The sequence below is a fragment of the Bacteroides sp. Ga6A2 genome, assembly GCF_000702225.1.
Classification (GTDB): Bacteria; Bacteroidota; Bacteroidia; order Bacteroidales; family Bacteroidaceae; genus Ga6A1.
Genome location: NZ_JNKX01000018.1, coordinates 60,248 through 86,653, shown reverse-complemented (window position 1 = coordinate 86,653; position 26,406 = coordinate 60,248). Strand labels below are relative to the sequence as shown.

Here is a 26,406-nt window from a genome sequence, read left to right as displayed (position 1 = left end):
GAAGATGAGAAGTTATCTGAAATTTCTGCAACGCCACAGGCTGTTTACCTTGATAAATATCGTGGGTCTGTGTCTGTCGATGGCTTTCTTGCTGCTGTTGGGCGACCTCATCTACCGACAGACATCCGTAGAGAACTACCAGACGCGTGCAGACCGCACCTTTGTCGTTGGCAACGAGGAATTTATGATGTCAAACTTCCGGGTGGGGCAGAAGTTGCAGGACCGTTTTCCTGAAATAGAAGACTGGTGCTCCGTTTCCGGCTTGGAGATGTCATTCACCATAAAAGGGCAGGAGGTTAACACTAAGATGCTCCTCACTGCCCCTAACTTCTTCGAGTTCTTCGACTACAAGCTGCTAACGGGCGATAAGCAGAAGGTGCTCAGCGCGCCTAATCAGATGGTGGTAAGCAAGAAGTTTGCCCAGCGTTACTGGCCTGAAGGTGAGGCGATAGGCAAAGAGGTTGTCTTGGCTTTAGACGATGAAAAGGATGCCGATAAGCATATCACCTATACCGTCAGCGGGGTGATGGACGATTTTGACCGTTCTGTCATCCCCGAAACGTATGAATGTGTGGTAAACCTCGAGAATCTGCGCCAACTTCATTCTTCGGCATACGTCGAGAGCATGAATAATGCTGCCAGTTGCGTGCTGTTTCTGATGGAGCGTGAGGGCTGCGACCTGCGAAGTAAAATCACCGAAATGCGCGACTATCTGAAGTCATTTTTCTGGCTCTATCAGATAGATGCCGTGAAGAAACTTACGCTCACTCCGCTCTCTACACTCTATTATGATGCCAAAGATTGCTCGTTTGAGGGCGACGACCTTAATCACGGCAGCCGCGAGATGGCTCATCTCTATGTGGTAATAGCCCTGTTGGTCCTGGTGTTTGCCATCTTCAACTATGTTAATCTTAGTGTGTCGCTCACCACGGAGCGTTCTAAGGAGATGGCCACACGACGGCTGCTGGGGCTGTCGCGGTTGCAAGTATTTGCCAAACTGATTGGCGAAAGCATCCTCTTTACAGCTATTGATTTCGTTATAGCCTATCTTATTGCGCTTGCCATGCAAGACAAGGCAATAGAGATGTCTAATTGTTCGCTCGATTAGCTGAAGGATACGGGCATTGTTACCATCGCTGCCATTCTGCTCGGTATCATTTTTGTAGGCTCGCTGGCTGGTTTCGTGCCTGCCACGATACTCAGCGGCTATCAGCCTATCGACATCGTTCGCGGAACGTTCCGTCGCCGTGTGCGCCAGCGCTGGAGTCATGTGCTGATGGTGTTGCAGGCAGTCTTTGCCATCGTTATGCTTACGGTTACGCTTCTGCTAAACAGCGGCATACGCGAGAGGATGAGCCAGCCGTTGGGCTACGACATCGACAACATTCTTGAAACATACGATATTGCTGGGCTTAACGAGAGTCAGCGTCTTACATTCCGCAGCAAATTGCTTGCCATGCCAGAGGTTGATGCTGTCGGCTTTGGCTATGGCACGCCTGTTGATGGCCTTGAGAATAATACGACTACTGCCGATGACGGAACGGTTGTCAGCATACGGTATCTGATAGGCGACAGTTGCTTCTTTAACATCCTGAATATCCATCCGGAGAGGACCTATGCAGACGGTGGAGTGGGTGTAAATCACCAGTTGCTACGGCAATTCGGCAAGCGCGATGACGAACGGGAAATTTTAATTTCAAGAGGAAATATGAATATTAAAGTGTCGGCCGTTTATCCCGATTTGGTATATCAGAATGTAATGGAAGAAGCGGAGCATCCAACGCCTTACTTATTTATGAAGTCGGATGAATTCCGTGACAATGCCGATGATTATGTTAGCAATAACTACGGACGGCCTCGAATGGCTCTTGTGAAATATCATGGCGACCGCAAGAAGGTTGAGGAGGCGATGGCCTGTCTGCTGAAGGAACTGACAGGCTCTGCAACAACCGAGACAAACCTGCTGAACCAGAAACACCGTGAGTGGTACGAAGAATACGAGCGATTCCTCAGCGTGCTAACCGTCTTTACGGCGGTTGCCCTGCTTATTGCCGTGCTCGGTCTGATGGCAATGAACAGTTATTTTGTAGGTCAGCGCCGGCGCGAGATTGCCATTCGCCGCGTCTTTGGGGCAGAGATTAGTGGCATCACCCTGCGTTTGCTCTTTACCGTAGTCGTTCAATCAGTATTCGCCATAGTAATTGCCATTCCGCTTTCGTATTGGTTGGCTCCAATGGTTGGCAGTATTTCAGGACTTGCAATAACTATGGAGTTCATGCCGTTGCTGCTTTCTCTTGTCATAGTGCTCGCCGTTAATCTGTTTACCGCAGCTTATCAAGGCTGGCGCGCTGCCAACGAAAATCCTGTTGAATATATTAAAAACGAATAAAAGAATATGAAAAGTTATTTAAGATTTCTGTCGAGAAACAAACTTTACACGCTCATAAACGTTGCGGGGCTTGTGGTTTCGCTAATGTTCATTATTCTGATGGGCGACTATGCTTGGCGGCAGTACAGCATTGACCGTTGGCACAAGAATGCCGACCGCATCTGCCTGATTGGTAGCGAGGTGCTCTTCTTTATGTGGCCTCAGGCTGCCGCCGATATCAAGGCGATGTGCCCTGAGGTGGAGCAGACTTGCTGTGTGATGAGTCAGAGTGGAAAAATCAAAAATGGCGACCGCGTGGTGGAGGATGGCGACGACAAGAGCACCATTATGATGGTTGACTCCACTTTCTTTCATTTCTTCGACTATGAACTCGTGCAGGGCAACAGGCGTACAGCGCTTGACAAGCCCGATAAGTGTGTCATCACCGAGCGACTGGCCAAGCGCTTGTTTGGCGATAAGAACCCTATGGGTGAATCAATTCTGATTACTGGTGAGCGCCACGTGCGTATCGGGCACGACGACCCTTACGACAGTACGCTGGTCTATACCGTTAGTGCGATTGCAAAGGACTTTGATCATACCGTACTGCCTAACGAGACGCAGATTATCGTGAGCATGCAGCGCTATCCGCAGGTGATGGGCTATCTGCTCGAGAATTACACAGCGACCTATGGTCCCAATGGTGCTAGTAAGGTATTCTTCATGCTGCACCCAGGCACCAATCTCGATAGCAAGAAGTCTGTTATTGCCGATTATCTGGATAAGAATTACTATGGTAAGTGGGAGGCTAAAAAACTGACTTTCACGACACTCAAAGACATTATGTTTGCACCACAGAATGATGGAGTGGGCATGCAGAAGGGTGATAAGTCGCGACTTCGCATCCTGTTGGCTGCCGTGCTGGCCATCCTCTTCTTTGCCATCAGCAACTACATCAACCTGACGGTTGCCAACACAGGCTTCCGTGCCAAGGAGATGGCCACCCGCAAACTCTTTGGTAGCAGTCAGAACGATATCTCACTGAAACTGATTGCCGAATCAACCCTGATGGTAGCCATCTCGTTTGTCGTCGGTCTGGCGCTGGCTTTCGTCTTCCAGGATGATGCTGTAGAATTGTTCAAGGGCAAGATCGACCTCTATGGTGACATCAGTCTGGGTACCGTCAGTGTCTGCATCGCTTTCATCCTGTTGGTGGGCGTCATCTCAGGCATCATGCCTTCGTGGCAGCTCTCGCGCTTCCAACCTATCGACATTGTCAAGGGCAGTTTCCGTTATCGCTCCAAGATGGTGTTGGGCAAGATTTTTATCATTCTGCAGAATGTGGTAACCGTGGTGATGCTTACATCGGCACTTGTCATCTGGTTGCAACTGAATCATCTCGTTCATGCGCCGCTGGGCTACAACACAGAGAATCTGTTTGTTATCAACGCTCCCGATGGCAAACATCAAACTGTGAGAAATCTTTTGGAGAAGATGCCTTTTGTAGAGAAGATAGGTAGGTTCGAGAATACCACGTTGCCTATTGGTAGCTGTAGCATGACAAGTGTGACGCGCAACGATAAATCCATCACCCTCTTCTTGTTAGACCTTGACAAAACGGCCTGCGACCTTTATGGGCTTAAGAAAAAGAAAGACTATGGACAGACCAGCGACGGCTACTATCTGACGGAAGAAGCTATGCGCCAAATGGAATATACGGACACCACCACACAGACTGTCTGGAATAAGCCTATCGCAGGTGTGCTTTTCGATATTCATCGTACCAATGTGTTGAACGGTGTAGAACCTTTTGTCATCCAATTCAAGGATTCGTTCAACTATCCTTCGTACTTGGTGAAGACCAATGGCGACAAGCAAGCCAAGGCGGCTTTCCTCAACATGATGAGGGAACAAGGGGTGCCTGAGGCTGATCTTGAGTGGAATGTGCAGTCGCTCGAGGAGAGTGTGGCCGAGACCTTCTCTGACCAACGTAACACGTTGAAGATCATCTCGCTCTTCACCATCATCGCCATCGTGATTTCTATCCTGGGTTATATCGGCATGTCGCTCTTCTTCATCCGTCAGCGACAGAAGGAGATTGCTATCCGCAAGATTATGGGCGGCACATCGCACGAGGTAATGCTGCTTATGCTGCGCACGTTCTGCGCGCCGCTGCTTGTCTCGTTTGTCATCGCCGTTCCGCTGTCGTGGTACATCATGAACGATTGGCTGTCAAACTTCAGTTATCGCATTGCGCTTAGTCCGTGGATGTTTGCGGCAACCTGCACGTTCGCCCTCGTAGTGGCTGTTCTCTCCGTAGGAATACAGATTGTAAAAGCCGTGCGCACTAACCCTGTAGAGAGCATAAAGACAGAGTAACAGACGGCGAGTGTAAAAAAATCATACACAGAATTGTATAAAGTTTAGACATACAGCCTCAGGCTCATGCAAAAAGTTTGCAGATATAGGTAAATAACCGTATTCTTGCAGCATAAATAAAAACATATCAAATTATGAAGGCGTTACAATCTCTCAATCAGCGTGGTCGGCACAACTGGATTAATATTCTTTGTCTGGCGGTAGGTCTGGCTATTGGTATTGCATGGATAGGCAAGACAGGCTTTGAGCAATCGTTGGATAAGTTCCTTGGTACGAGCAACCATGTCTGTGTGCTTTACGAGAAGGTGGTTAGCGATGGCGAATATCAGCATTACCTACGTTGTCGCATTCCGCTGAATCCGTGGATGCTTGCGGCAGCCTGCGCCTCACCATTCGTCATGGTACTCCTTTCCGTGGGGGTACTGATAAAAAACGATTAACAGAAAGTTTCGAATATGAACGTATTAAAATCTCTCAATCAGCGTGGTCAGCACAATTGGATAAAGATTCTTTGTCTGGCAGTTGGTCTGGCTACCGGTATTGTATTGATAGGAAAGGCTGGTTTTGAGCAGTCGTGGGATAAGTACTTTGATACGAGCAACCGCATCTATGTGGTTTACGAAGATGTGATTCGCGATGGCGAGTATCAGCATTTCGCACAGGTATCGGGTGCTGTTGCCCACGGTATGAAACGCTACTGCCCGCAGATTGAGGCAGCCACGCGTTACACGGGCTTTGGCTGGGACTTGCCACTGGTTACCGAAGACGACAAGCGCATTCGCACCAATTTCTTCTTTGCCGACAGTTGCTTCTTCGATGTGTTTCCCTTCCGTATTCTGGCAGGCAATCCAAAGAAGGTACTCAGTCAGTCTAACTACTGCATGATTCCTCAGTCTATGGCAGAGAAAATGGGTGGCGATGTGGTTGGTAAGAAGGTTTATTACAACAAACGTGGCAATTTGGCATTGACAATAGGCGGCATCTACGAGGATATTCCGCTTAACAGCCGACTTCACGACTTGGAGGTACTGGTATCAATGTCAACACTTCCGCAGGTAAATTGGGATGGTCGCGAAAACTGGGTGGGTAACGACCGCTATTTGGGCTATGTGCGTCTTGCCAAAGGCATCACCCCCGACGACCTGAAACAGCAGATTCAGAAGATGAAACACGACAATCTGCCTGTAGAAGAACTGAAAAAGGCAGGTATTGATTTTGACTACTCTCTGCGCCCGTTGGCAGACGATCACACCCATGACGATGCTACACGCCGTATGATATGGATTGTATCGTTGCTGGCTGTGGTGCTTATTGGCTGTGCCGTTATGAACTATCTGTTGCTGGTGGTTGGTGGCATCAGTCTAAGGGCTCGCGAGATGGCTGTGCACCGTTGCTATGGCGCTGAGGCTCATAACATCTACGGTCGCGTGATGGTCGAGAGTGTTGTTCATCTGCTGCTGTCATTGGTGCTGGCAGGCATATTGCTGTTCATCTTCCAAGATACCATCAATGAACTCACAGGTATGCCTCTCTTGGTTATTCTTACTACAGGCAATAATATATGGTTCATCGCCCTTACCTGTTTGGTGGTGTTTATTATCACAGGAGTGATTCCGGGCTGGGCTTACACCCACATTCCTATGACCGCTGCCTTTAAGCATTACAATCATTCTCACCGTTCGTGGAAGATGATGTTGTTAGGCTTGCAGTTTGCTTCGGCAACTTTTCTTTTCGTTCTGTTGCTGGTGGTAGGTCGCCAGTATCAGCTTATGGTGAACGATAATCCCGGTTACGACTATTCTACCTTGGCAGATTTAGATACCCGTGAGCTCTCGCTGCCGCAGACACGACTTGTTGTTTCCGAACTCAAGAAAATGTCGGGTGTTAAAGGAATTACAACATCTTATGCCTACTTGCCCGAGAGACAGAGTGGCGATAATATCCTCCTGCCCGGCGATGTCAAAGAGTACATGAATGTTGCCGACCTGTTTGATGTGGGCGACGGCTACTTCGACGTGATGGGCATCCCCGTGATTGCCGGTCGCACGTTTACCGAGCAGACCGACACCATGCGCGAGGCGATGGTTAGTCGTAAGTTTGAGGAGAAGATGAAGCAACTGGCTGGCTGGGATCAGGCTGTTGGCAAGCAGGTCATCTGCACGTCTTACAGCGGACCTTACACCATCGTTGGAGTGTTCGACGATCCGCGCATAGGCAGTATCACTAATCCCGATACTCGTCCAAGCATCTGCTTCTACGACCGTAGTATGAAGCACGCCCACCATATCACCGTACGTTTCAACGATATGGATGCGCTCGATGCCGCCAACAAACGCTTGCACGAACTCATTCCCGATAATCCCGATATAACCATACGTCCATATACCATGCTGATGACGCAGCTCTACACCGATGCGCAGCGTTTCCGCAGTACCGTGATGATAGGTGGGCTGGTGGCGTTGATTATCGCCCTTATTGGACTTGTTGGTTATCTTGCTGGCGAGATGGCACGCCGACAGAAGGAGATTGCCGTCCGCAAGGTGAATGGTGCCCAAATCGTCGACGTGCTGCGGCTCTTTATCCGCGATATTCTGCGCTTGGCTTTGCCGGCTGTTGTTGTCGGTGCCGTTGGTGGCTGGTATGTGTCGTGCTTATGGTTAGAGCAGTTCTGCGAGAAGGCTGTTCTGTCGCCAATACTCTTCGTGCTCTGCGCTCTGGCAGTAGTGGCGGTTATCCTCTCGGTGGTTTGCATAGGCTGCTATCGTGTGGCAGTTGGCAATCCTGTTGATTATCTCAAGAACGAATAAATAGTGAAATAATAATTTGTAAAATAATCGAATAATCTTATGATACAGTTAGAAAACATTCAGAAGGTTTTCCGCACAGAAGAGGTGGAAACCGTAGCGTTGGGCGGCGTATCGCTCGAAGTTAAGAAAGGCGAGTTTGTTGCAATCATGGGGCCTTCGGGCTGTGGAAAGTCAACATTGCTTAATATCCTCGGGTTGCTCGACAATCCTACCAGCGGACAGTATCTGCTCGACGGTCAGGAGGTAGGCTCGCTAAAAGAGAGCCAGCGCACCAAGGTCAGAAAAGGTCAGATAGGCTTCATCTTCCAGAGCTTCAATCTTATAGACGAACTTAACGTTGAGGAGAACGTGGAGCTTCCGCTCACTTATCTCGGCGTTCCAAAGAAAGAGCGCAAGCAGCGTGTCGACGAGGTGTTGCGCCGAATGGCTATAAGTCACCGTGCACATCATTTTCCGCAGCAACTGTCGGGCGGACAGCAGCAACGCGTTGCCATTGCCCGTGCAGTGGTTATGAACCCAAAACTGATTCTTGCCGATGAGCCAACGGGTAACCTCGACTCAAAGAACGGACTGGAGGTTATGCAGCTCCTTACCGAACTTAACCAAGAGGGAACAACCATCGTTATGGTTACGCACTCTGAGCGCGATGCCGGATATGCACAGCGCACCATCAGTCTACTCGACGGACAGGTGGTTCCTGAGGTAAGACTCTGAAAATTGAAATAACTTATACTTGATTTTGCGAGGCGGACAAAGTGATTTGTTTGCCTCGCTTTTTTTCGCGCTGTGAATTAGAAAAAGAGAGTTGAAACTTAGAGAAAATTGAAAAAGGCTGGAATTCAGAATTGACAATTCACAGTTGACAATTGACAATGAATAATTCAAAATTCAGAATTCATAATTCACTGCTAAGGATTTATAACGGACAATTTCGCCAGAAATTGTCCGTTTAGTATATGCTAGTAGCAAGGTACGTCCAAGGTATATGCAGAGTATATGCAAGGTATAGGGAAGGTATATGTAGGGTATATGTAAGCTATATGTTATCTGTATGTCATCTATATGTTATCTGTATGTCATCTATATGTTAGCTATATGTTATCTATATGTAGGGTATAGTCAGATTAGGTGATGGGTAGTTATGGTGAAGTGAAGTAAGTCGATAGTAAGGGGGTAGTAAGGGGGTAGCAAGGGGATAGTAAGGGGATAGTAAGGGGATAGTAAGGGGATAGCAAGACGAAAGGTTCGTCCAATGTAGGTTATGGGAAAGTTGAAAATCCAAGAGTTGAAGAGGATGGAATTTTATCAATGGGAGTTGACAAATCCGGAATTAACAATTCATAATTGACAAATAATCCATATTTTTGCAAACGGAAATTAACTATGATAAATTCAAAATTGCTGTGTCTATTGTCGATTCTTTTTGAATTTTGAGTGCTTTGACGAGACAACAGATTAAAGATAAGACTATGTGGAAAGAAACGAAAGTTGTAAAAACCGTAAGGCATTTTTACAGTTTTGATGCCAGATATGGAGTGTATGCCACTACCGATAAGGACGATAATTCTATTCTCTATATCAGTGGCAAGGAAATTCCGATAAGGAGGGCTGGTTATATTCGAAGTTATGACGACAAAGTTGTCGTTCAGGTTGATGATGGTGCTAGCTTGTATGATGCTATGTTGTATACAAAAGATGGTGAACTTCTTAATATAGTGAAGAAAACATTGTCTATGACCGGCAATACAAACAAACGTTATTTGAACACATACATGCGTGATGGGGTGAACTACAATGACTATAATAATCTTGTAGATATAGAAACAGGCAAGGTGATTTTTAAAGAAGATTATCTTGGTCTTCGTTTTGTATTCAATGATATGATTTTCTCAAACGGAGACAATATCATTACACGCTACGACTGGGACGGCAGCATTTTGTGGCAGCATAACTACGAGCCAGACTTTAATGTAACTATAGATCTTGGCTTTGTACTTGAAGGTGTCTGTGGTGGTAAACTTTGGGTAAAATCAAGTGTCGATTGGCATGATATCCTCCTTGCCATTGATGTAAACACAGGCGAACTTCTCAAGGCATTTTCAAAGTCTAAGGAAGATACCAACCACGAGCATTGCGTTTTGCATGTAAATGAAGTTTTCTTGAATCAGGAAAACGGACAGGTTATGAATGTGTATGGTTGTGTTTCGGTAATTGATTCTGGAACATTAAATATAGTAGACAAATATTATCCAAAGGAAATATTTGAAAAAGATATAGACGAAAAAGTTCATTATCTTTTGGCAAATAATCCGTATGCTAAATATTTGATATATTTATGTATTATGGAAGAAGACGACACTCCAACATGTTTCTTTATATTCAATACGGAGACGAAACAAATAGAGTTTTCAACCAGAATGTTCACCCCAAAAGAAAGAAGCAAAGGATATGGCATTACAAACCATTATGCCGTACAGTTCTTTGATACAGGGTATATCTGTGTTCACGACAATGGCGACAGACTTCACATCTTCGAGGATGTAAAAGATTAGCAACAAGCCCCCTCCTTGGTTCTGCCGAATTTGCAATTCGGCAGCATCAATAAACGCGAGTTTGCAACTCGCATTGTCGCTCAGCGACAAGATGTTATGTAAGGATGCGGTACTTGTGCGTTACGGATTTTTTCAGCGGTGGGAATTCTTGCGTCCATTCGGTAGCAAGCGAACAAAGTTCGAGCGGTTAAATCGGTTGAATGGTGTGGCAAATTTCGTCATAACCGTTTTCTTCCATCTTCATTATGAATTCTGAATTATCTATAAATTCTGAATTTATATTCGGATTCGTGTCTCGTTTGGGCAGCAGATAGCCAAATCATATTACGAAAAGCCGAAAAACATACCACATTCATGGTATTTAAAATGCCAACATAATGAGATTGTGAGACTTGCACAAACACCGTACTTTTGCACTGTGATTTAAAGTTTAATAAATACAGTGTAATATGATGAAGAATTCAAATCTATTAACCCTTGTGGCACTAATACTGCTGACAACAACAAGCGTGTGGGCGCAACAGGTAAGCGAAGGCATATATTCTATCAGGGCTCCGCGCTTTGCAAAGGGGCTGGTAGAGAAGTGGATTACAGAATATAACAAGGTAGATTCACGAATGCATATTGTTGTTGCTGCTCCGGGCACAAAGGCTGATATAAACTTCTCCGTTTTCAAAGACGATAACGACGACCACACCATCTGGTTCGGCCAGTATGCCATTCTGCCAGTTACGGCACGTCAGGGCGAGGCGGCTCAGTATTTCGCACATCATAAACTTTCAAAGAAGAAGTTGCGCGAACTGTTCTTCGTCTCAGACGATATTGAGGAGAGTCTGGAAGAGAAGCACAAACACGGACTCGTTGCCTACTCGTGCAGCCATGCCCATTGCCTTTCAAACGCCTTTGCTTCTTATTTCGGGCAGAGCGTTGCCAACCTCAACGGCAAGAAGATTTCGGGCGATGACGTATTTCTAACCACAGCCATCAACCGCGACAAGGAAGGCATCTCGTTCAATGCCCTCTACAACCTCTACGACCTTGGTAGCCGCAAACTAAAGAGCGATGTCTCAATTATTCCGCTCGACGTAAAGAAGCAGCAGGCACAGATTCTTAACGACGAGACAACCGTTGACGGACTCATTGCCTTGCTCGAAAGCGAGAGTGTTGACGGAATACCTGTACAGTCTATCGGCTTGAGTGTAGGTACCACCGACGATGAGATTCTGAACGGCTTTCTTACATGGGTTGTAACCGTTGGAAAGGATTACAACCACGAGTTCGGATTTCTTAACATAGACGACAAGCAACTCGCTGCCGAAACGGGCAAACTAACTAAGAAACTTCTTACTGCACAGAAATAAAGTTCTGTAAGAGAGAATTTTTTCCAGAAGATTTTTACGGATAGAATAAGTTTTTAAAGATTGTTTATATGAAGAAAACACTGCAGCAAATACTGTTGCAAGCCCTTTTTATGCTTGTAACCGTAGCATCGGCTACAGCACAGAATGTTATTACCGGTCGCGTAACCGATGCCGTATCGGGCGACCCGCTCATTGGAGCATACGTTATAGTAAAGACCGACAAGGAGGCAGAGGGCGCATCTACCGATCTTGAAGGCAAGTTCACATTATCTACAAAAAAAGAATTTCCGCTTGCGCTGCACATCGAGTTTGTGGGATACCGCGGTCTTGACGTGGATGTGTACGATAATTCCGATCCGATAGATATCCAGCTTCGCGAAAACTTCCGTCTGATTGACGAAGTCGTGGTTGTGGGATACGGACAACAGAAGCGTAGTTCTCTATCCGGATCTGTAACATCTGTCAATGTTTCAGAAATTACTAAGGGAACAGGAGCATCATTCAACAGCTTGCTCGATGGCTCAACCCCAGGTCTTCAGGCTACGCCAACCAGTGGACAGCCAGGTGCAGGCGTCAGTCTTCGAATCCGTGGAGGAAGTTCGGTGGAAGGTGGGAATGAACCGCTTTATGTCATTGATGACTTCCCAATCTACAATGACCGTCTTTCTGGAACTAACGACCCGCTTTCTGCCATCAATCCTGGCGATATCGAATCAATCACAGTGTTGAAAGATGCATCAGCTACAGCCATTTACGGATCGCGCGGTGCTAACGGTGTTATCATCATCAAGACAAAGCGAGCAAAGACTAACGAAAAAACAAAAGTTTCTTATGACGGAAGCATTGGTTGGCAGACTTTGCGCAAAAAATATGATGTGCTTAACGGCCGCGAATTTGCAGAATTGTATAACGAGGCTCTCTACGACGGCAAGCCTGAGGGTGGCAAGTACCAGTATCTTTCACAAGAAGAAATTGATGCCATCGGCGAAGGCACAGACTGGCAGGATGCCGGTTATAGAAGTGCATTGATAACCAATCACCAAGTTTCTGTTTCCGGTGGTTCTGAGAAAACACGCTATGTTGTTTCTGGAAACTTTTACAAACAGGACGGTATCCTTATTAATACAGGTTTCGACCGTTTTAGTGGACGTTTCAATTGGGATAGCAAAATTTCGAAAAAACTTAATGTCGGTCTTAATGTTACAGCAAGTAAGACCAATACTAAGTCGGGCCCATCAGATGCAACATTTGCATTGATTCAGACACCTGCCACAGCTACTATATATGATGAGAATGGAAACTATACGTTCCAGAATCCGTTCAACTTGTCGCTTTCAAATCCGATAGCCTCAATTAATGAACAAACAAACAAGCAGCGCAACTATCGATTGCTCGGTACGGCTTTTGGGGAATACGAGTTTATTAAAAATCTAAAGCTGAAGGTATTGGCTGGAACAGACGTAACAGCCAGCAAGTCGTATAGCTATATTCCTTCATATCTTTACGAAGGTGTAGGAAGCAATGGTACAGCCAGCCTTCGACAGACGGATATAAGTTCATGGCTTAACGAGAATACACTAACTTATGCGGTTTCGCTGAAGAAAGTGCATCACTTGGATTTTCTCATTGGTTTGACTCAGCAAGAGACTAATACCGAATCGTTTAGCGCTGGTGCCAGAGATTTCGTAACAGATGCTTTGACATATAATAATTTGGGCAGTGGCTCTGTCACTTCTCAGCCATCATCAAATGCGGCAAGCCATTCGTTAATCTCTTATATCGGACGCGTAAACTACAACTATGCTGACCGCCACGGTTTGACTTTAAGTTTACGTCGCGATGGCAGTTCACGTTTTGGAAAGAACCGTAAGTGGGGAACATTCCCATCTGTAGGCTATTCTTGGAATGTTGGCAATGAGAAGTTCTTCAAACCATACACAAAGATTGTCAGCGACTTGAAGGCGCGTCTCAGCTATGGTGTTACCGGTAATCAGGAAATAGGTAATTATCAGTCACTCTCAACGTTGTCAACACGCTATTATACATTTGCCGATCAGGTAGTGGTTGGATTCTACCCAACCAGCATCGCCAATGATGAACTAGGATGGGAAACCACATATCAGTTTGATGCCGGTTTGGATTTCGGATTCTTTAACAATCGCCTGAATGTTACACTTGACTATTATCACAAGAAAACAAAGGATTTGCTTCTCCAAGTGTCTATTCCGTACACATCTGGTTACAGCACCTCATTGCAGAACTTTGGTTCTGTGCTTAACCAAGGTTTTGAGTTTGCGGTTAATGCCCGCATCCTTGATGGCAAACTGAAGTGGGATGCTTCAGGTAATCTCTCGCTCAATCGCAACAAGGTGGTAAATCTCGGTGGAAGTTCTTCTGCCTACATCACCGGCGATTATTATAGCAGCTATATTATAAAGGAAGGAGAGCCTCTCGGAACATTCTATGGTGCTATTTACGATGGAGTACTCCAATCTGGTGAGGAGTCAACGAAAGGTGCTTATACTTACAATCAGTCGGCCATCCCTGGTGACCGTATTTACCGTGATATCAATGAGGACGGAAAATTCACCAATGCCGAAGACAGGGCTTCAATCGGTAATGCTGAGCCAGATTTTAGTTTTGGACTTAACAATAAGTTTACTTACAAGAACTTCGATTTGAGCTTCTTCATTAACGGATCTGTAGGTAATGATATTGCCAATATAAATAAGGTAAGACTGTCGCTCTTTACTGGTGCTCAGAATGCCATTAAGGATGCTGCAGACCGCTGGACAGAAGGCAATCCAAGTCAGACTGTTTCACGAGCAAAATATTCTGATCCGGCTGCAGTATTCTCTACTGAGTTTGTTGAAGATGGCACCTATGTGCGTCTGAAGAATATTACCCTTGGCTATACCTTCCCTAATGCCATTGTCAACAAAATTGGCATTTCAGGTCTGCGCCTATATGCAACAGCTAGCAATCTGCTCACTTTAACAGGATATTCTGGCTATGATCCAGAGGTTACTTCAGTCGGCAACTCTATTACGGCCGGCACAGATTCTGGTGCATATCCTTCGGCAAAAACATTCAACTTTGGTGTAAACATTAATTTTTAAACTGTAGACAAGATGAAGACAAATTTTCAGTTCAAATATATCTTTGTTGCTGCTGCCTTGCTCTTGGCATCATCCTGCACATCACTTGAGGAAGATCCGCAATCAACCCAGGTCTCTGACCAGTTCTACAAAAACGAAAGCGATGCCCAGACTGCGGTTTATGCTATATACGCAGGACTGGTGCGCGGAAATGACGGACAGTCAATGTATAACCGCGGCATACAATTGGCCACCGAAACCACGACCGATGACTTTATTGCAGGTCCTCGTGCCTTCAATGCCAATGTTCAGGCTTTGTCGCGCTTGGCACACGATGCTTCAAACGACCGTATGCAGTCCATTTGGCAGGATCACTACCAGTTAATTAACTATGCAAACATCGCTATTGACCGTATCGCCCTGATTCCTGATGGAAACATAGCTCCTGCTAAGCGCGAACAATATATTAACGAAGCGAAGTTTCTCCGTGCTCTTGCTTATTTTAACTTAGTGAGATGGTTCAAGTACGTTCCTTTGCAGTTGCATGAGACAACAACTCTGAACTCTGAGACACTCAACGTCAGTCAGGCTTCAGAAGATGAGGTGTATGAACAGATAATCAAAGACTTGAAGGATGCAGAAAATCTGCCAAAGCCATCAGATTATGCATCAAGTGAGGCTGGCCGTGCTACTGCAGGTTCTGCGAAGGCAATTTTGGCAAAAGTATATCTAACGCGAAATCAGTGGCAACTGGCTGCTGATAAGGCGAAAGAAATCATCGACTCTCAATGGTATGAACTCTTCGAAGACTATAATGATGTTTTTGATGCCGCTACCAAAAATGGTAAGGAACATATTTTCTCAATCCAGTTCAAGGGGTATTCTACTGGACTGAACCATATGTTGGCAACATCTGAAGCTACATTTGAGGTGCCTGGTGTCAACGGACAGCATTACGATGCTTACAATGTAAACAGTAATCTCTATGAGAGTTTTGCAAAAAATGACAAGCGCCTGCCTGTTACCTTCGTCACCGAAATGGTTAGCCCGACAAATGGCCAACTGTACAAACTGTCAGAACCGCACTTGAATAAATATTACGATCCAAGTAGTGTCGGTAGCCAGAATAACTCATCTCGCAATATCCCTGTTATTCGTTTTTCTGAGGTGTTGTTGATCTATGCCGAGGCTCTGAACGAACTTAACGGTCCGACCACCGAGGCATACGCCGCCATCGATCGTGTGCGCAGCCGTGCCGGAATAACTCTTTTGCAGGATGAAGCTCCAAATGCAACGAAAGATGAATTTCGTGAATTTGTGTTTGAAGAGCGTCGCAAGGAGTTTGCCTACGAATATAACCGTTGGTTCGATCTTTCACGCCGTGGGGCCGAATATTTCGTTCAGAAAGTACAGGCCGCAGGCAAGAGTGCTGCAGCTCCACGTCACATACATCTCCCTATACCACAGCGTGAATTGGATTTGAATCCAAATCTCAAGCAGAATCCTGATTGGGAGAATTACTAAAAGTAAAATTATTTAAATGTGCACTTACATGAAAAAAAATATAATCTTATCTATTGCAATAGCCGCTTCGCTACAGGCCACGGCGCAACAATTAAAATCCCAGCCGTTTAGCTCGCAGACCGAGGCATCTAGCTACACTCGTGCTTTCAACGATTCGATAGCCAAGGTGGTAGCCACTTTCGGCCGTGAAGATTTCGAGAATGCCAACCGCGGTTTCATCGCCCGCTATGATGAAAAGACAAATCCGAAAGTAAATGGTCGCGACCTTATTACTCTCGATTCATGGGATTTTCTCAACAAGGAAGCGCCAGCTACAGTCAATCCCGCTCTTTGGCGACAGTCGCAGCTGAATAGTATTCATGGCCTTTTTGAGGTGGTTCCCGGCAAGATTTGGCAGGTGAGGGGCTATGATTTAGCCAATGTCACATTTGTACGTACGGATAACGGCTATATTGTAATAGATGCCGGAACAAACGAACATGGCACTGCTGCCGGTTTTGAACTGGTTAAGAAGCATGTCGGTGACTTTCCTGTCCGTGCCATTATAATCACTCATTCACATGGTGACCACTACGGTGGTATTAACGGAATACTGAAACATGTAGTCAACAAAGGCGACAGTATACCTATCATTGCGCCTAAAGACTTCTTTATTAACTCTGTTCAGGAGAATGTACTTGCTGGTATTCCTATGGGCCGCCGCGCAAGCTATATGTTCGGAGGATCATTGAAGAGAGATGAACGAGGAACTGTGGGAGCCGGACTGGGAAACGGACTTCATATCAATGCTGCAGGCTCTGCTTTGTTGCCTGCAACGTATGAGGTTACAAAAGACCATGAGACATTGACTATAGACGGACTTCAGCTGGAATTCCATTTGGCTCTTAATTCTGAGGCTCCGTCAGAGATGTTGATATACATACCACAGTACAAGGCATTGCAGCAAGCCGAGGATATAAACCATACTCTTCACAACTTGCTGACACCACGAGGTGCTAAAATCCGTAATGGTTTGGCCTGGAGCAAATACATAGATAATGTGTTGTTGGAGTATGGTGATAAAGTGGATGTATCTCTCGGCTCGCATCACTGGCCAGTCTGGGGTAATGACAAGGTGATTGAGCTGTGGGAAAAACAGCGCGACCTGTACCGTTTCATCCACGACCACACGCTCTATCTTGCAAATCAGGGATTCACTCCAAACGAGATTTCTAACCGTATCAAACTTCCTTTGGCAATCAGTAACTATACGGCCGACCGCGAATATTATGGTTCTGCATCCTTCAACGCTCGTTCGCAGTATGAACTCTATTTCGGCTTCTATGATGGCAATCCGGTAAACCTTGACCCGCTGGAGCCTGAAGTTGAGGGTAAAAACTATGTTGAGGCCATTGGCGGTGCCGGTGCAGTTCTGAAGATAGCCAATAAGGCATATAAGAATGGTAATTATCGATGGGCCGCATCGCTGCTCAACAAGCTGGTGTTTGCCGAGCCGACAAATAAGGAGGCGCGACAGCTCCTTGCCAAAACATATTCACAGTTAGCATATCAGGCAGAGAGTGCGCCTTATCGTAATTTCTATCTGACAGGAGCTAAAGAGTTGCTTGAAAAATCAGAAAAGAATAGTCTGCAGTTTGGTGGTAGAGGGGGACGAAGCAATCTTACGATTACTCCAACTTTGTTTTTCGATGTAATAGCCACACGTATCAACGGATATAAGAATGACAGTCAGGATATCAATCTCAACATAGAGATTACAGATACAGACGAAAAAATTGCTCTTATCCTAAAGAACGGAGCTCTTACAAACCGTCCTGACTATCAGTTGAAAAAAGCTCAGGGAACGATAAAGACCGATAAAAAATCACTTTACGACCTTTTCTCTAAGCTGACTACGCTGGACGATTTGCAGAATAATGGTAAAATCAGCCTGACAGGTGATGATACTGCAATTAAAACTCTGCTTTCATTGCTGGAGCAAGCTAATTATGGATTTAATATTATCGAACCCTAAAAAATCAATACAAAATGGGAAAAGTTATAAATGTCCAAACCGCCAAATTTGCAACTTTTGCGGCTAGTATGTTTCCTCTGGCTTCGCAAAGCGTTGCCAATGCTCAGGCCGCAGCACAGAAGGACACCCGTCCAAACATTATATTCATCATGGTCGACGACCTTGGATTTTCAGACCTTGGTTGTTACGGAGCATCGGATATTCAGACTCCTAACCTCGACAGACTTGCGAGCGAGGGTGTCCGCTTCCGTCAGTTTTACAACAACTCGATAAGTGCGCCAACGCGTGCATCGCTCATCACAGGTCAGTTTCAGCATAATGCCGGAATGGGTTTCTTTGAGCGCGATTTGGGCGACCCTCATTACGGCGATCACTTGCGCAGCGACGTGGCAACCTTTGGCGAGGTTCTTCACAATGCCGGCTACACAACATTGCTTTCGGGCAAGTGGCATGTAGGAGCGCACGAAGGTCAGCGCCCGTGGGAGCGCGGTTTCGACCATTTCTTCGGATTCCTTGGCGGTGCGAGCCTTTATTATGCTCCTCCGCAGGGTGCTAAAACCGATAAGAACGAGCGCAGCAGAGGCTTCCGCGATGTTAAACTCTTCAAGGACGGGCAGCCTTACAAACTTGAGCAGGGCAAGTATCTTACTCAGGAAATAGGCAATCATGCCGTAGAGTTCATTGGCGATGCAGCCAAGAGCGACAATCCGTTCTTCCTCTATCTGGCGTTCAATGCTCCTCATTGGCCACTTCAGGCTTTGCCAGAGGATATCGCAAAGTACAAAGGCGTTTATGATGGCGGATGGGATTCGCTCCGTACCCTTCGTTACGAGAATGCCAAGAAAATAGGCGTTGTTAGTGCAAATCAGGAACTTACAAAGCACGACGACCTCGTAAATCCGTGGAATAAACTGTCTGTCATCGAAAAGGCATTCTGGGCAAAGCGTCAGGAAGTTTATGCAGCGATGGTGGATAGAGTAGACCAAGAAATCGGTCGTGTGCTTGCAAAACTAAAGGAGGTTGGTCGCGACCAGAACACAATCATCTTCTTTATTTCCGACAATGGAGCGCAGGGTGGCGCAGAACGCGGTCTGGGCGGTCAGATAGCAACTGGCGAGGTTGGAACTCCGGGTTCTTATCATACACAGAACAGTAACTGGTCGCAGGCTGGCGATTCGCCATTCCGCAACTATAAGTCAACGCCTTACGAGGGCGGAATCTCTGCACCGTTCATTGCTTGGTATCCTTCGCAGATTAAGGGCGGCAGAATTGTCGATGGCATTGGTCACATCATCGACGTAGCCCCAACATTCTACGAACTTGCAAAGGCTAAATATCCGAAGAAGCAGAACGGAAACGCCATTCTTCCGCTGGCAGGAAAGAGCCTTGTGTCTGTTCTTACAGGAAAGTCCGATGTTGTAAACCGCGGTGCGCCTCTCTTCTGGGAGTGGGCAGGCAATCAGGCGGTGCGCGAAGGCAAGTGGAAGTATGTTCATGCCGACCCTAAACTTGGCGACGAACTGTACGACATAGAGAACGACCGCGCCGAAAACTACAACGTGGCTGCCGAGCATCCCGAAATTGTGGCATCGCTCAAGAAGAAGTTCGAAGACTGGGCAAAGAAGAACAACGTAAAGAACCCTTATCCTTCGGAGTGGCCACATTTCAGATGGTAAAAAACAAGAAACTCCGTCTATATGTTTTATAGTAACAACGAGGCTGATAAAGTCCTTTTCAGTCTCGTTGTTATTCGACTTTATTGTCTGTAATGTGTATTTCCAGTTATGATCAGTTCCGTCTTGCTTCTTGAGTGAAAGTCGAGCAGGGACCGATCATTCTGGATAACACAAATCTCCCCCTATTTGATAAGCGTAAAGCAAGCATTAACTACACAATATTACAAACAAAAAGAATTGTACAAACTAATAAATTGAATTATTTTAAAAAGATTGTTTTTTTATGAGGATTTTATTGAAACATTTATTGTTGCAGGCAGCCCTTTTGCTTACAACAGTCGCGGCCTATGCCCAAAAGGAAATAAAAGGTCGCGTGGTCGATGCCATAACGGGCGACCCGCTGATTGGTGCTTCGGTCACCGTTAAGAATGATACGCAGGGAGCAGCAACCGATCTTGACGGAAAGTTCAGTCTGTCGGTACAGAAGAATTTTCCATTGACGCTTCATTTCGATTACGTGGGCTATCGTGACCTCGATGTTGAAGTCTACGACAATGCAGAGTCGGTAGAAGTACGTTTGGAAGAAATAAGCCATTTCACCGACGAGGTGGTGGTGATAGGCTATGGCACACAGCGTCGCGGTGACATTTCTACAGCCATCAGTTCTGTTAACGGCGACCAGATTGTAAGTCTGCCAACCTCAACCCTTACGCAGGCTCTTGCCGGATTGTCATCGGGCATCTCGCTGCAACAGGTTAGCGGTGCCCCCGGAACTGCACCTGCCATCCGTATTCGTGGAGCAGGCTCTATCAACAGCGGCAATGATCCGCTATATGTTATTGATGGCTATCCTACCACCGACAGCGAATTGTTCAACAGCCTGAATCAGAACGATATCGAGAATATCCAGATTTTGAAGGATGCTGCTTCGTCGGCCATATATGGTTCGAAGGCAGGAAACGGTGTCATAATCGTTACTACAAAGCAGGGCAGACTGGGCAAGCCACGCGTACAACTTTCTACTCAGTTTGGTATCAGTCAGGTAGAACGCTATGTCGATGTGCTTAATGCCTCTGAATTTCTCGATATGGTTATTGAGGCGCGTACCAACAACGGAACCATCGGCAACTATCCCGATTTGATAAAACTGCGCGATAGTGGCAACTATCCCGATACCGACTGGCAGAAGGCAATTTTCCGCAATGCCTCTAATTTCAGAGTCAATGCCTCGGTTAGCGGTGGCACGGAGGTTGTGAAGTACAATTTCTCGGCCAATTATCAGGATGAGGACGGTATTCTGCTTAATTCTTTCTATAAGCGTGTTAATCTGAAGGGAGGCTTCGAGGCCCGTCTTAGCAACTATGTCAAGATAGGTGCGTCTTTCTCGTCAAGTTATACAAGCCGTCGCTCGCAGCAGCCTTCGGGCGGAAATACCGAGAACGTTTCGGGAATCATTGCCGAGGCTCTCACATACGCGCCGATATTGCCTGTATATCAGCCTAACGGCGATTATACGCAGGTGGCTCAGCACTATAGCGGCAAAGATGGTCAGCCAGACTATGGATTGAACAACAAGATATACAATCCTGTGTCAAATCTTCTGGAGAACAACGATGACACGAAAGGATTCCGCACGCTTACCAGCGCATATCTGCAGGTTGAGCCATTGGAGGGATTGTCGGTGCGCTCAACGGTAAACCTTACAACCAATTCTTCGCGACACGACTATTATCAGTCGGCTTATCTCTTGGGCAGCAATCTGATAGGCAACAAGTCAACTCCCGATCTTAACTCAATTGATGCCTACCGTATTGCCGGCTATGGATACAACATCTACTGGTCGACAACGGCAAACTATAACTTCCAGATTGACGGCAAGCATCACTTCAACGTGGTGGCCGGATACGACTTGGAGCACAACAGCGGCTTCAGCGTGCGTCAGGACGACCGTACCGATTCGAGCAATCCGGTGGCATACGGCAATACCAATATAACCAATGTGAACGGCGCAACTCTTTGGACAGGCTCGTCTTCAAATTCAGAATATTCGTTCGATGCCATTTTCAGCCGTCTTATTTACGACTATGACGGCCGTTACAATCTGTCGGCATCTATCCGCCGCGACCGTTCAAGCAAGTTCGGTCCTGACAAGAGGGCAGGCTGGTTCTACTCCGTTTCGGGTGCATGGAACGCCAAGCAGGAACGCTTTCTGAAAGATGTTGAATGGCTCAATGCCCTGAAAGTGCGCGCAAGTTATGGCGTGACGGGTAATGACCAGATTGGCAATAATTATGCGTGGATTTCATCGCTTGCCTCAAACCATCAGGTGGTGTTTGGCACAACAACCTTGCCGTCGTACTATCCTGCCGGATATTCGAACACTCAACTGGGCTGGGAGAAAAACCGACAGGCAGACTTAGGCCTCGACTTTGAAGTGCTGAAGCGCGTAACGCTTACGTTCGACTGGTATCAGCGCCGTAGCGATGTAGTGATGAAGGCTGCGATTCCTAATTTCAACGGAATCTCTGGCAGCATAAATATGAATGCCGGCGAGGTTGAGAATAAAGGAGCGGAAATTTCGCTTGGCGTGAAGATTATCGACAGCAAGGACTGGAAGTGGCATACACAGATAAACTGGTCGAAGAACAACAACAAAATTCTGTCGCTGGCCGATAATCAGAAGCAGTTGAGCAGCGAGAAGGCCGGAACCAAGTGGGCAAATGTGATTCGTAACTATGTAGGCCGTCCGATGGGCGATATGTACATGCTGAAGGTTATCGGAACTTTCAATACCGAGGAAGACCTCAACACTTATGCAAAGAATGGCTCTCAGGGCATCGGCGACTTGATTTTTGAGGATGTGAACGATGACGGCGTCATCAATACCGACGACTATCAACTTGTTGGAAACTATCAGCCTGATTTTACTTATGGATGGAGTAACAACGTGCAGTATAAGAACATAGATTTGTCTCTGACCATAGACGGACAGGTAGGCGGAAAAGTTATCAATGCAGCAGCACGCGCCTATACCCTGAACCGCTGGGACGATAATGTGCTGGCAGAGTCTGGTCTGAACCGCTGGCGTTCGGCCGATAATCCGGGAAACGGTCTGTCGCATGTTGCCGGAACAAACAACCTTGGCACAAATATCGGTCCAAGTACCCGCTACCTCTATTCTGCAAGTTTCCTGCGCATCCGCAGCCTGTCGCTGGGCTATACTCTGCCTCGGAAGTGGAGCGGTTTCATCGGCATCAACAGTTTGAGAGCAAGTGTAAACGTGCAGAATCTTTGGACATTCGACAACTATTCGGGCTATTCTGTCGAGGCCAACTATAAGGGCAACTCAGCCACAAACAACGGTGTTGACTTCGGAAGTTATCCGCCATCGCGCGTCATCACTTTCGGACTTAATCTAAACTTTTAAACAAAGGAGGACAAATATATATGAACAGGATAATAAATAAATCGCTCTGCGCATCCATTGCCGTAGCCACAGGCTTAATGGCGGCATCGTGCGGAAACGACAACTTCAATCTGTTTCCGACAGATTCGATGCAGATTGAGACTTATCTTACAAACGATGAGGAGGTGCAGAACGTACTTCTCGACAACTATTATTACTTGCGCACAGTGAGCCAGAATCTCATTTACATCAATAGTCTGGCCACCGACGAGGCATACGACTGGCAGAAGAACAATTCGAACGACCACATATCGCTTAATCTTTCGACATGGAATGCAACGCTTGGTCTTACGGATGAAGTGTGGAGCGACAGTTACAAGATAATAAACCGCTCAAACAATGTGCTGGAGCATCTCAGTCAGGTGAGCGAGCAGAACCGCAGCCGATACGAGGGCGAGGCTCTCTTCTTCAGAGCCTATGCCTACTTTAATCTGGTAAGACTCTTCGGTGCCGTGCCGCTTACCACATCGGTTGTGACCAACTACGCGTCGCTCTACGATTACGACCGCAGTCCGGTAGATAAGGTCTATGCACAGATTGATGCCGATGTGGCGAGGGCTGTGGAACTGTTGCCGCAGCAGATAAAGAATGCTTCGGAAACCGGACGTGCAACAAGCATAGCAGCATTGGCTCTCCAAGGCAAGGCTCTGCTAACGCAAGGCGAATATAGCGGTGCCGAGTCGGCTCTGAAACGCATCATAGACTTTTCTCAGGCTAATCCTGATTTGCTAGGATTGGAGGACGACCCTTCGCAAATCTACGCATCGGACAATGCGATAGGCAAGGAAGTGATTTTTGCCGCACAGTTCAATAACGGTTCAACGGTGATAAACAATCCGCTGATGAAGGCAACCATTCCGGCCGGAGTGCCACAGAGTCAGCCAAGTTATGTCTATCCCGACGGAACGGCTTCTACCATCAAGACATCGGTTGGCAACAGCACTTTGCTGATGACATGGGAACTTTTCAATGCCCTGCGTGCCGACAAGGCCGACAAACGTTATCAGCAACTGAGTTACAACGGCATCTACGACAACGGCTCTCTCTCACGCCAGACTGACGAGGTCGATACCACTCCCGAAGGCTATGCCTATATGCCCATCACGCTGAAGTATTACGATTTTGCCAATCAGGGGCTGACGACAGACCGAAGCAGCAATGACAACATCATCTTCCGCTATGCTGATGTCTTGCTTGAGTATGCCGAAGTCTTGAATTCGACAGGTCGTGCCGATGAGGCTCTCGCATATCTTAATCAGGTGCGCCGCAGAGCAGGTGTGGCAGATGTTGCCGGCACAGAACAGTTGGCTCTGGCAATAGAGAACGAGCGATTGCTTGAACTTAATTTCGAAGGACACCGATGGTTCGACTTGGTTCGCACAGGCCGCATAACATCGGTAATGGAGGCGCACTTTGCCCACCGTACACAGGGTTTGTCGGCTACGCTGCAGGTCTCTGACAACGGTCTGACCGTGGAGAACGAGCAGAGTGTCAGCGGCACTCCCGTCAAATGGAAGTGGAGCGGTCAGCAGACTGCCGTACTCTTCCCGATTCCTTACAGCCAGATTCAGTTGAATCCAAACTGGCAGCAGAACGATTTGTATTAAAAAACAAGTAATACCATAGATGTGGTATTGATGAGCGGCAAAGTTTTTCATACCTTTGCCGCTCAAATAGTATATTGACTTAAAAACAGATATGATACTTTCAAATCGGTTTAGAAATCTGTTGCTGACTGCGAGTGCGTTGATGTCGCAGTCGGTCGATGCAAAGACCGCAGACAAACAAAAGCAGAATGCTACGCCAGAGCGCCCGAACATCATCTTCATCTTGGCCGATGACATGGGCTACGGCGATCTTGCATGCTATGGCAACGAATATATTCAGACTCCAAATATCGACAGGCTGGCACGCACGGGCACCAGTTTCACGCAGGCCTATGCCGGTAGTGGCATCAGTTCGCCGTCGCGCTGTTCGCTGATGACAGGCAAGAACAGCGGAAGCACTCGCATCAGAGACAACTTCTGCTATGCCGGCGGCATCGAGGGACTGAAGATAAATCCGCGTGGCGATACAATTATTGTGCATCGTGCAAATCTTCTGCCCGAAGATACTACCATCGCCACGGTAATCGGCACGGCAGGCTACAGAACGTGTCTGGTAAACAAGTGGCATCTCGACGGCTACGACCCGGGCTCGTCTCCAAATCATCGCGGCTTCGACGAATTCTACGGTTGGACCATTGCCACGGTGCATAGCAATTCTCCTTATTATTATCCGTATTACCGTTTTCATGGCGACAGTCTGATAAATATCCGCGAGAATGAACACGATGCGCATGTGCGGCACAATAGTGAAATTTCTACCGATGATGCCATAGCCTTCATTCACCGCAACAAAGACAATCCGTTCTTCCTTTTCCTTGGCTACGATGCACCTCACGAACCGTATAACATAGACGACACGTCGTGGTACGATGAGCATGGCGAGTGGTCGGTGAACACCAAACGCTATGCAGCCTTGGTTACGCACATGGACTATAATATAGGCCGCCTTCTTGGTACGCTCGATAATCTTGGACTGCGTGAGAATACTCTGATTATCTTTGCCTCCGACAATGGTGCGGCTGTGATGGCTCCGCTGAAGGACCTGAACTGCGGTGCTGGACTGAAGGGACGCAAGGGACAACTATACGAGGGTGGCATCAGGGTGCCTCTCATTGTTAATCAGCCGGGACGAGTTCCTGCCAGACAGATTAACAATCTGGTTTATTTCCCAGACTTCATGCCTACGCTGGCGGCCTTGACGGGAAGTAGCGATGCCGTGATTCACGATACCGACGGCATCGACATTTCGCCTTTGTTCTTCGGAGAAAATATCGATACAGACAGCAGATATCTGTACTGGGAGTTCCCCGGCAAGCAGCGCGCTCTACGATATGGCAAGTGGAAATGTGTGACGGTGAAGAGTGATGCGCCGCTCGAACTTTATAATATTACGGAAGATCCTTATGAGCAGCACAATCTCGCAAGCGAGAATCCAAAGTTGGTGAAACAGTTTGACGAGGTGATGCGTAAAATGCACAAGCCTTCAGCCAACTATCCGCTGCCGGGAGAATTTGACAAACCTGCCAGGTCTGGCAAGAAACACAAAAAATAGAA

At 46.8% G+C, this 26,406-nt stretch carries 15 protein-coding genes; all 15 read left to right on the top strand.

Annotated features, from left to right (window positions below; genetic code table 11):
* Positions 1-4 precede the first annotated feature (4 nt).
* The 15 genes from T538_RS0106470 (at position 5) to T538_RS0106400 (ending at position 26,404) form a co-directional block, all read left to right on the top strand.
* Positions 5-1,108: an ABC transporter permease gene (locus T538_RS0106470; RefSeq protein WP_081834885.1), complete on the top strand. Its 1,104-nt coding sequence runs from the start codon at positions 5-7 to the stop codon at positions 1,106-1,108.
* A 75-nt stretch (positions 1,109-1,183) separates the two neighbouring features.
* Positions 1,184-2,389, top strand: coding sequence for an ABC transporter permease (locus T538_RS0106465; RefSeq protein WP_031532696.1), 1,206 nt, complete (start codon positions 1,184-1,186; stop codon positions 2,387-2,389).
* Between the two features lie 6 nt (positions 2,390-2,395).
* Positions 2,396-4,747 carry an ABC transporter permease gene (locus T538_RS0106460; protein ID WP_031532697.1) on the top strand — a complete coding sequence of 784 codons (2,352 nt, stop codon included), beginning with the start codon at positions 2,396-2,398 and terminating at the stop codon, positions 4,745-4,747.
* 134 nt (positions 4,748-4,881) lie between these two features.
* Entirely contained in the window at positions 4,882-5,187 is a 306-nt protein-coding gene (locus T538_RS0106455; protein WP_031532698.1) for a hypothetical protein, read from the top strand.
* 15 nt (positions 5,188-5,202) lie between these two features.
* Positions 5,203-7,554, top strand: coding sequence for an ABC transporter permease (locus T538_RS0106450; RefSeq protein WP_031532699.1), 2,352 nt, complete (start codon positions 5,203-5,205; stop codon positions 7,552-7,554).
* Between the two features lie 39 nt (positions 7,555-7,593).
* Complete coding sequence (locus T538_RS0106445; protein WP_031532700.1) at positions 7,594-8,268, top strand: ABC transporter ATP-binding protein; 675 nt, start codon at positions 7,594-7,596, stop codon at positions 8,266-8,268.
* Positions 8,269-9,023: 755 nt separating this feature from the next.
* A complete protein-coding gene (locus T538_RS0106440) occupies positions 9,024-10,106 on the top strand; it encodes a hypothetical protein (protein ID WP_031532701.1) in 1,083 nt (360 codons plus the stop codon).
* 449 nt (positions 10,107-10,555) lie between these two features.
* Positions 10,556-11,467, top strand: a complete 912-nt coding sequence (locus tag T538_RS0106435; protein ID WP_031540923.1) for a hypothetical protein — start codon at positions 10,556-10,558, stop codon at positions 11,465-11,467.
* 68 nt (positions 11,468-11,535) lie between these two features.
* A complete protein-coding gene (locus tag T538_RS0106430) occupies positions 11,536-14,586 on the top strand; it encodes a SusC/RagA family TonB-linked outer membrane protein (RefSeq protein ID WP_051655924.1) in 3,051 nt (1,016 codons plus the stop codon).
* A gap of 12 nt (positions 14,587-14,598) precedes the next feature.
* On the top strand, positions 14,599-16,089 hold the full coding sequence (locus T538_RS0106425; protein ID WP_031532704.1) for a RagB/SusD family nutrient uptake outer membrane protein: 1,491 nt from the start codon (positions 14,599-14,601) through the stop codon (positions 16,087-16,089).
* A gap of 28 nt (positions 16,090-16,117) precedes the next feature.
* Positions 16,118-18,103 carry an alkyl/aryl-sulfatase gene (locus T538_RS0106420; protein WP_031532705.1) on the top strand — a complete coding sequence of 662 codons (1,986 nt, stop codon included), beginning with the start codon at positions 16,118-16,120 and terminating at the stop codon, positions 18,101-18,103.
* Between the two features lie 14 nt (positions 18,104-18,117).
* Positions 18,118-19,779 carry an arylsulfatase gene (locus T538_RS0106415; RefSeq protein ID WP_051655923.1) on the top strand — a complete coding sequence of 554 codons (1,662 nt, stop codon included), beginning with the start codon at positions 18,118-18,120 and terminating at the stop codon, positions 19,777-19,779.
* Positions 19,780-20,062: 283 nt separating this feature from the next.
* Positions 20,063-23,206 carry a SusC/RagA family TonB-linked outer membrane protein gene (locus T538_RS17070; RefSeq protein WP_081834886.1) on the top strand — a complete coding sequence of 1,048 codons (3,144 nt, stop codon included), beginning with the start codon at positions 20,063-20,065 and terminating at the stop codon, positions 23,204-23,206.
* A gap of 20 nt (positions 23,207-23,226) precedes the next feature.
* Complete coding sequence (locus tag T538_RS0106405) at positions 23,227-24,852, top strand: RagB/SusD family nutrient uptake outer membrane protein (RefSeq protein WP_031532707.1); 1,626 nt, start codon at positions 23,227-23,229, stop codon at positions 24,850-24,852.
* Between the two features lie 94 nt (positions 24,853-24,946).
* Positions 24,947-26,404: a sulfatase-like hydrolase/transferase gene (locus tag T538_RS0106400; RefSeq protein ID WP_369794977.1), complete on the top strand. Its 1,458-nt coding sequence runs from the start codon at positions 24,947-24,949 to the stop codon at positions 26,402-26,404.
* Positions 26,405-26,406 lie beyond the last annotated feature (2 nt).

What these genes read in the sequence shown, in the direction of transcription:
- T538_RS0106470 (WP_081834885.1), top strand. Translation starts at nt 5, where the DNA reads ATGAGAAGTTATCTGAAATTTCTGCAACGCCACAGGCTGTTTACCTTG.
- T538_RS0106460 (WP_031532697.1), top strand. Translation starts at nt 2,396, where the DNA reads ATGAAAAGTTATTTAAGATTTCTGTCGAGAAACAAACTTTACACGCTC.
- T538_RS0106455 (WP_031532698.1), top strand. Translation starts at nt 4,882, where the DNA reads ATGAAGGCGTTACAATCTCTCAATCAGCGTGGTCGGCACAACTGGATT.
- T538_RS0106450 (WP_031532699.1), top strand. Translation starts at nt 5,203, where the DNA reads ATGAACGTATTAAAATCTCTCAATCAGCGTGGTCAGCACAATTGGATA.
- T538_RS0106445 (WP_031532700.1), top strand. Translation starts at nt 7,594, where the DNA reads ATGATACAGTTAGAAAACATTCAGAAGGTTTTCCGCACAGAAGAGGTG.
- T538_RS0106440 (WP_031532701.1), top strand. Translation starts at nt 9,024, where the DNA reads ATGTGGAAAGAAACGAAAGTTGTAAAAACCGTAAGGCATTTTTACAGT.
- T538_RS0106435 (WP_031540923.1), top strand. Translation starts at nt 10,556, where the DNA reads ATGATGAAGAATTCAAATCTATTAACCCTTGTGGCACTAATACTGCTG.
- T538_RS0106430 (WP_051655924.1), top strand. Translation starts at nt 11,536, where the DNA reads ATGAAGAAAACACTGCAGCAAATACTGTTGCAAGCCCTTTTTATGCTT.
- T538_RS0106425 (WP_031532704.1), top strand. Translation starts at nt 14,599, where the DNA reads ATGAAGACAAATTTTCAGTTCAAATATATCTTTGTTGCTGCTGCCTTG.
- T538_RS0106420 (WP_031532705.1), top strand. Translation starts at nt 16,118, where the DNA reads ATGAAAAAAAATATAATCTTATCTATTGCAATAGCCGCTTCGCTACAG.
- T538_RS0106415 (WP_051655923.1), top strand. Translation starts at nt 18,118, where the DNA reads ATGGGAAAAGTTATAAATGTCCAAACCGCCAAATTTGCAACTTTTGCG.
- T538_RS17070 (WP_081834886.1), top strand. Translation starts at nt 20,063, where the DNA reads ATGAGGATTTTATTGAAACATTTATTGTTGCAGGCAGCCCTTTTGCTT.
- T538_RS0106405 (WP_031532707.1), top strand. Translation starts at nt 23,227, where the DNA reads ATGAACAGGATAATAAATAAATCGCTCTGCGCATCCATTGCCGTAGCC.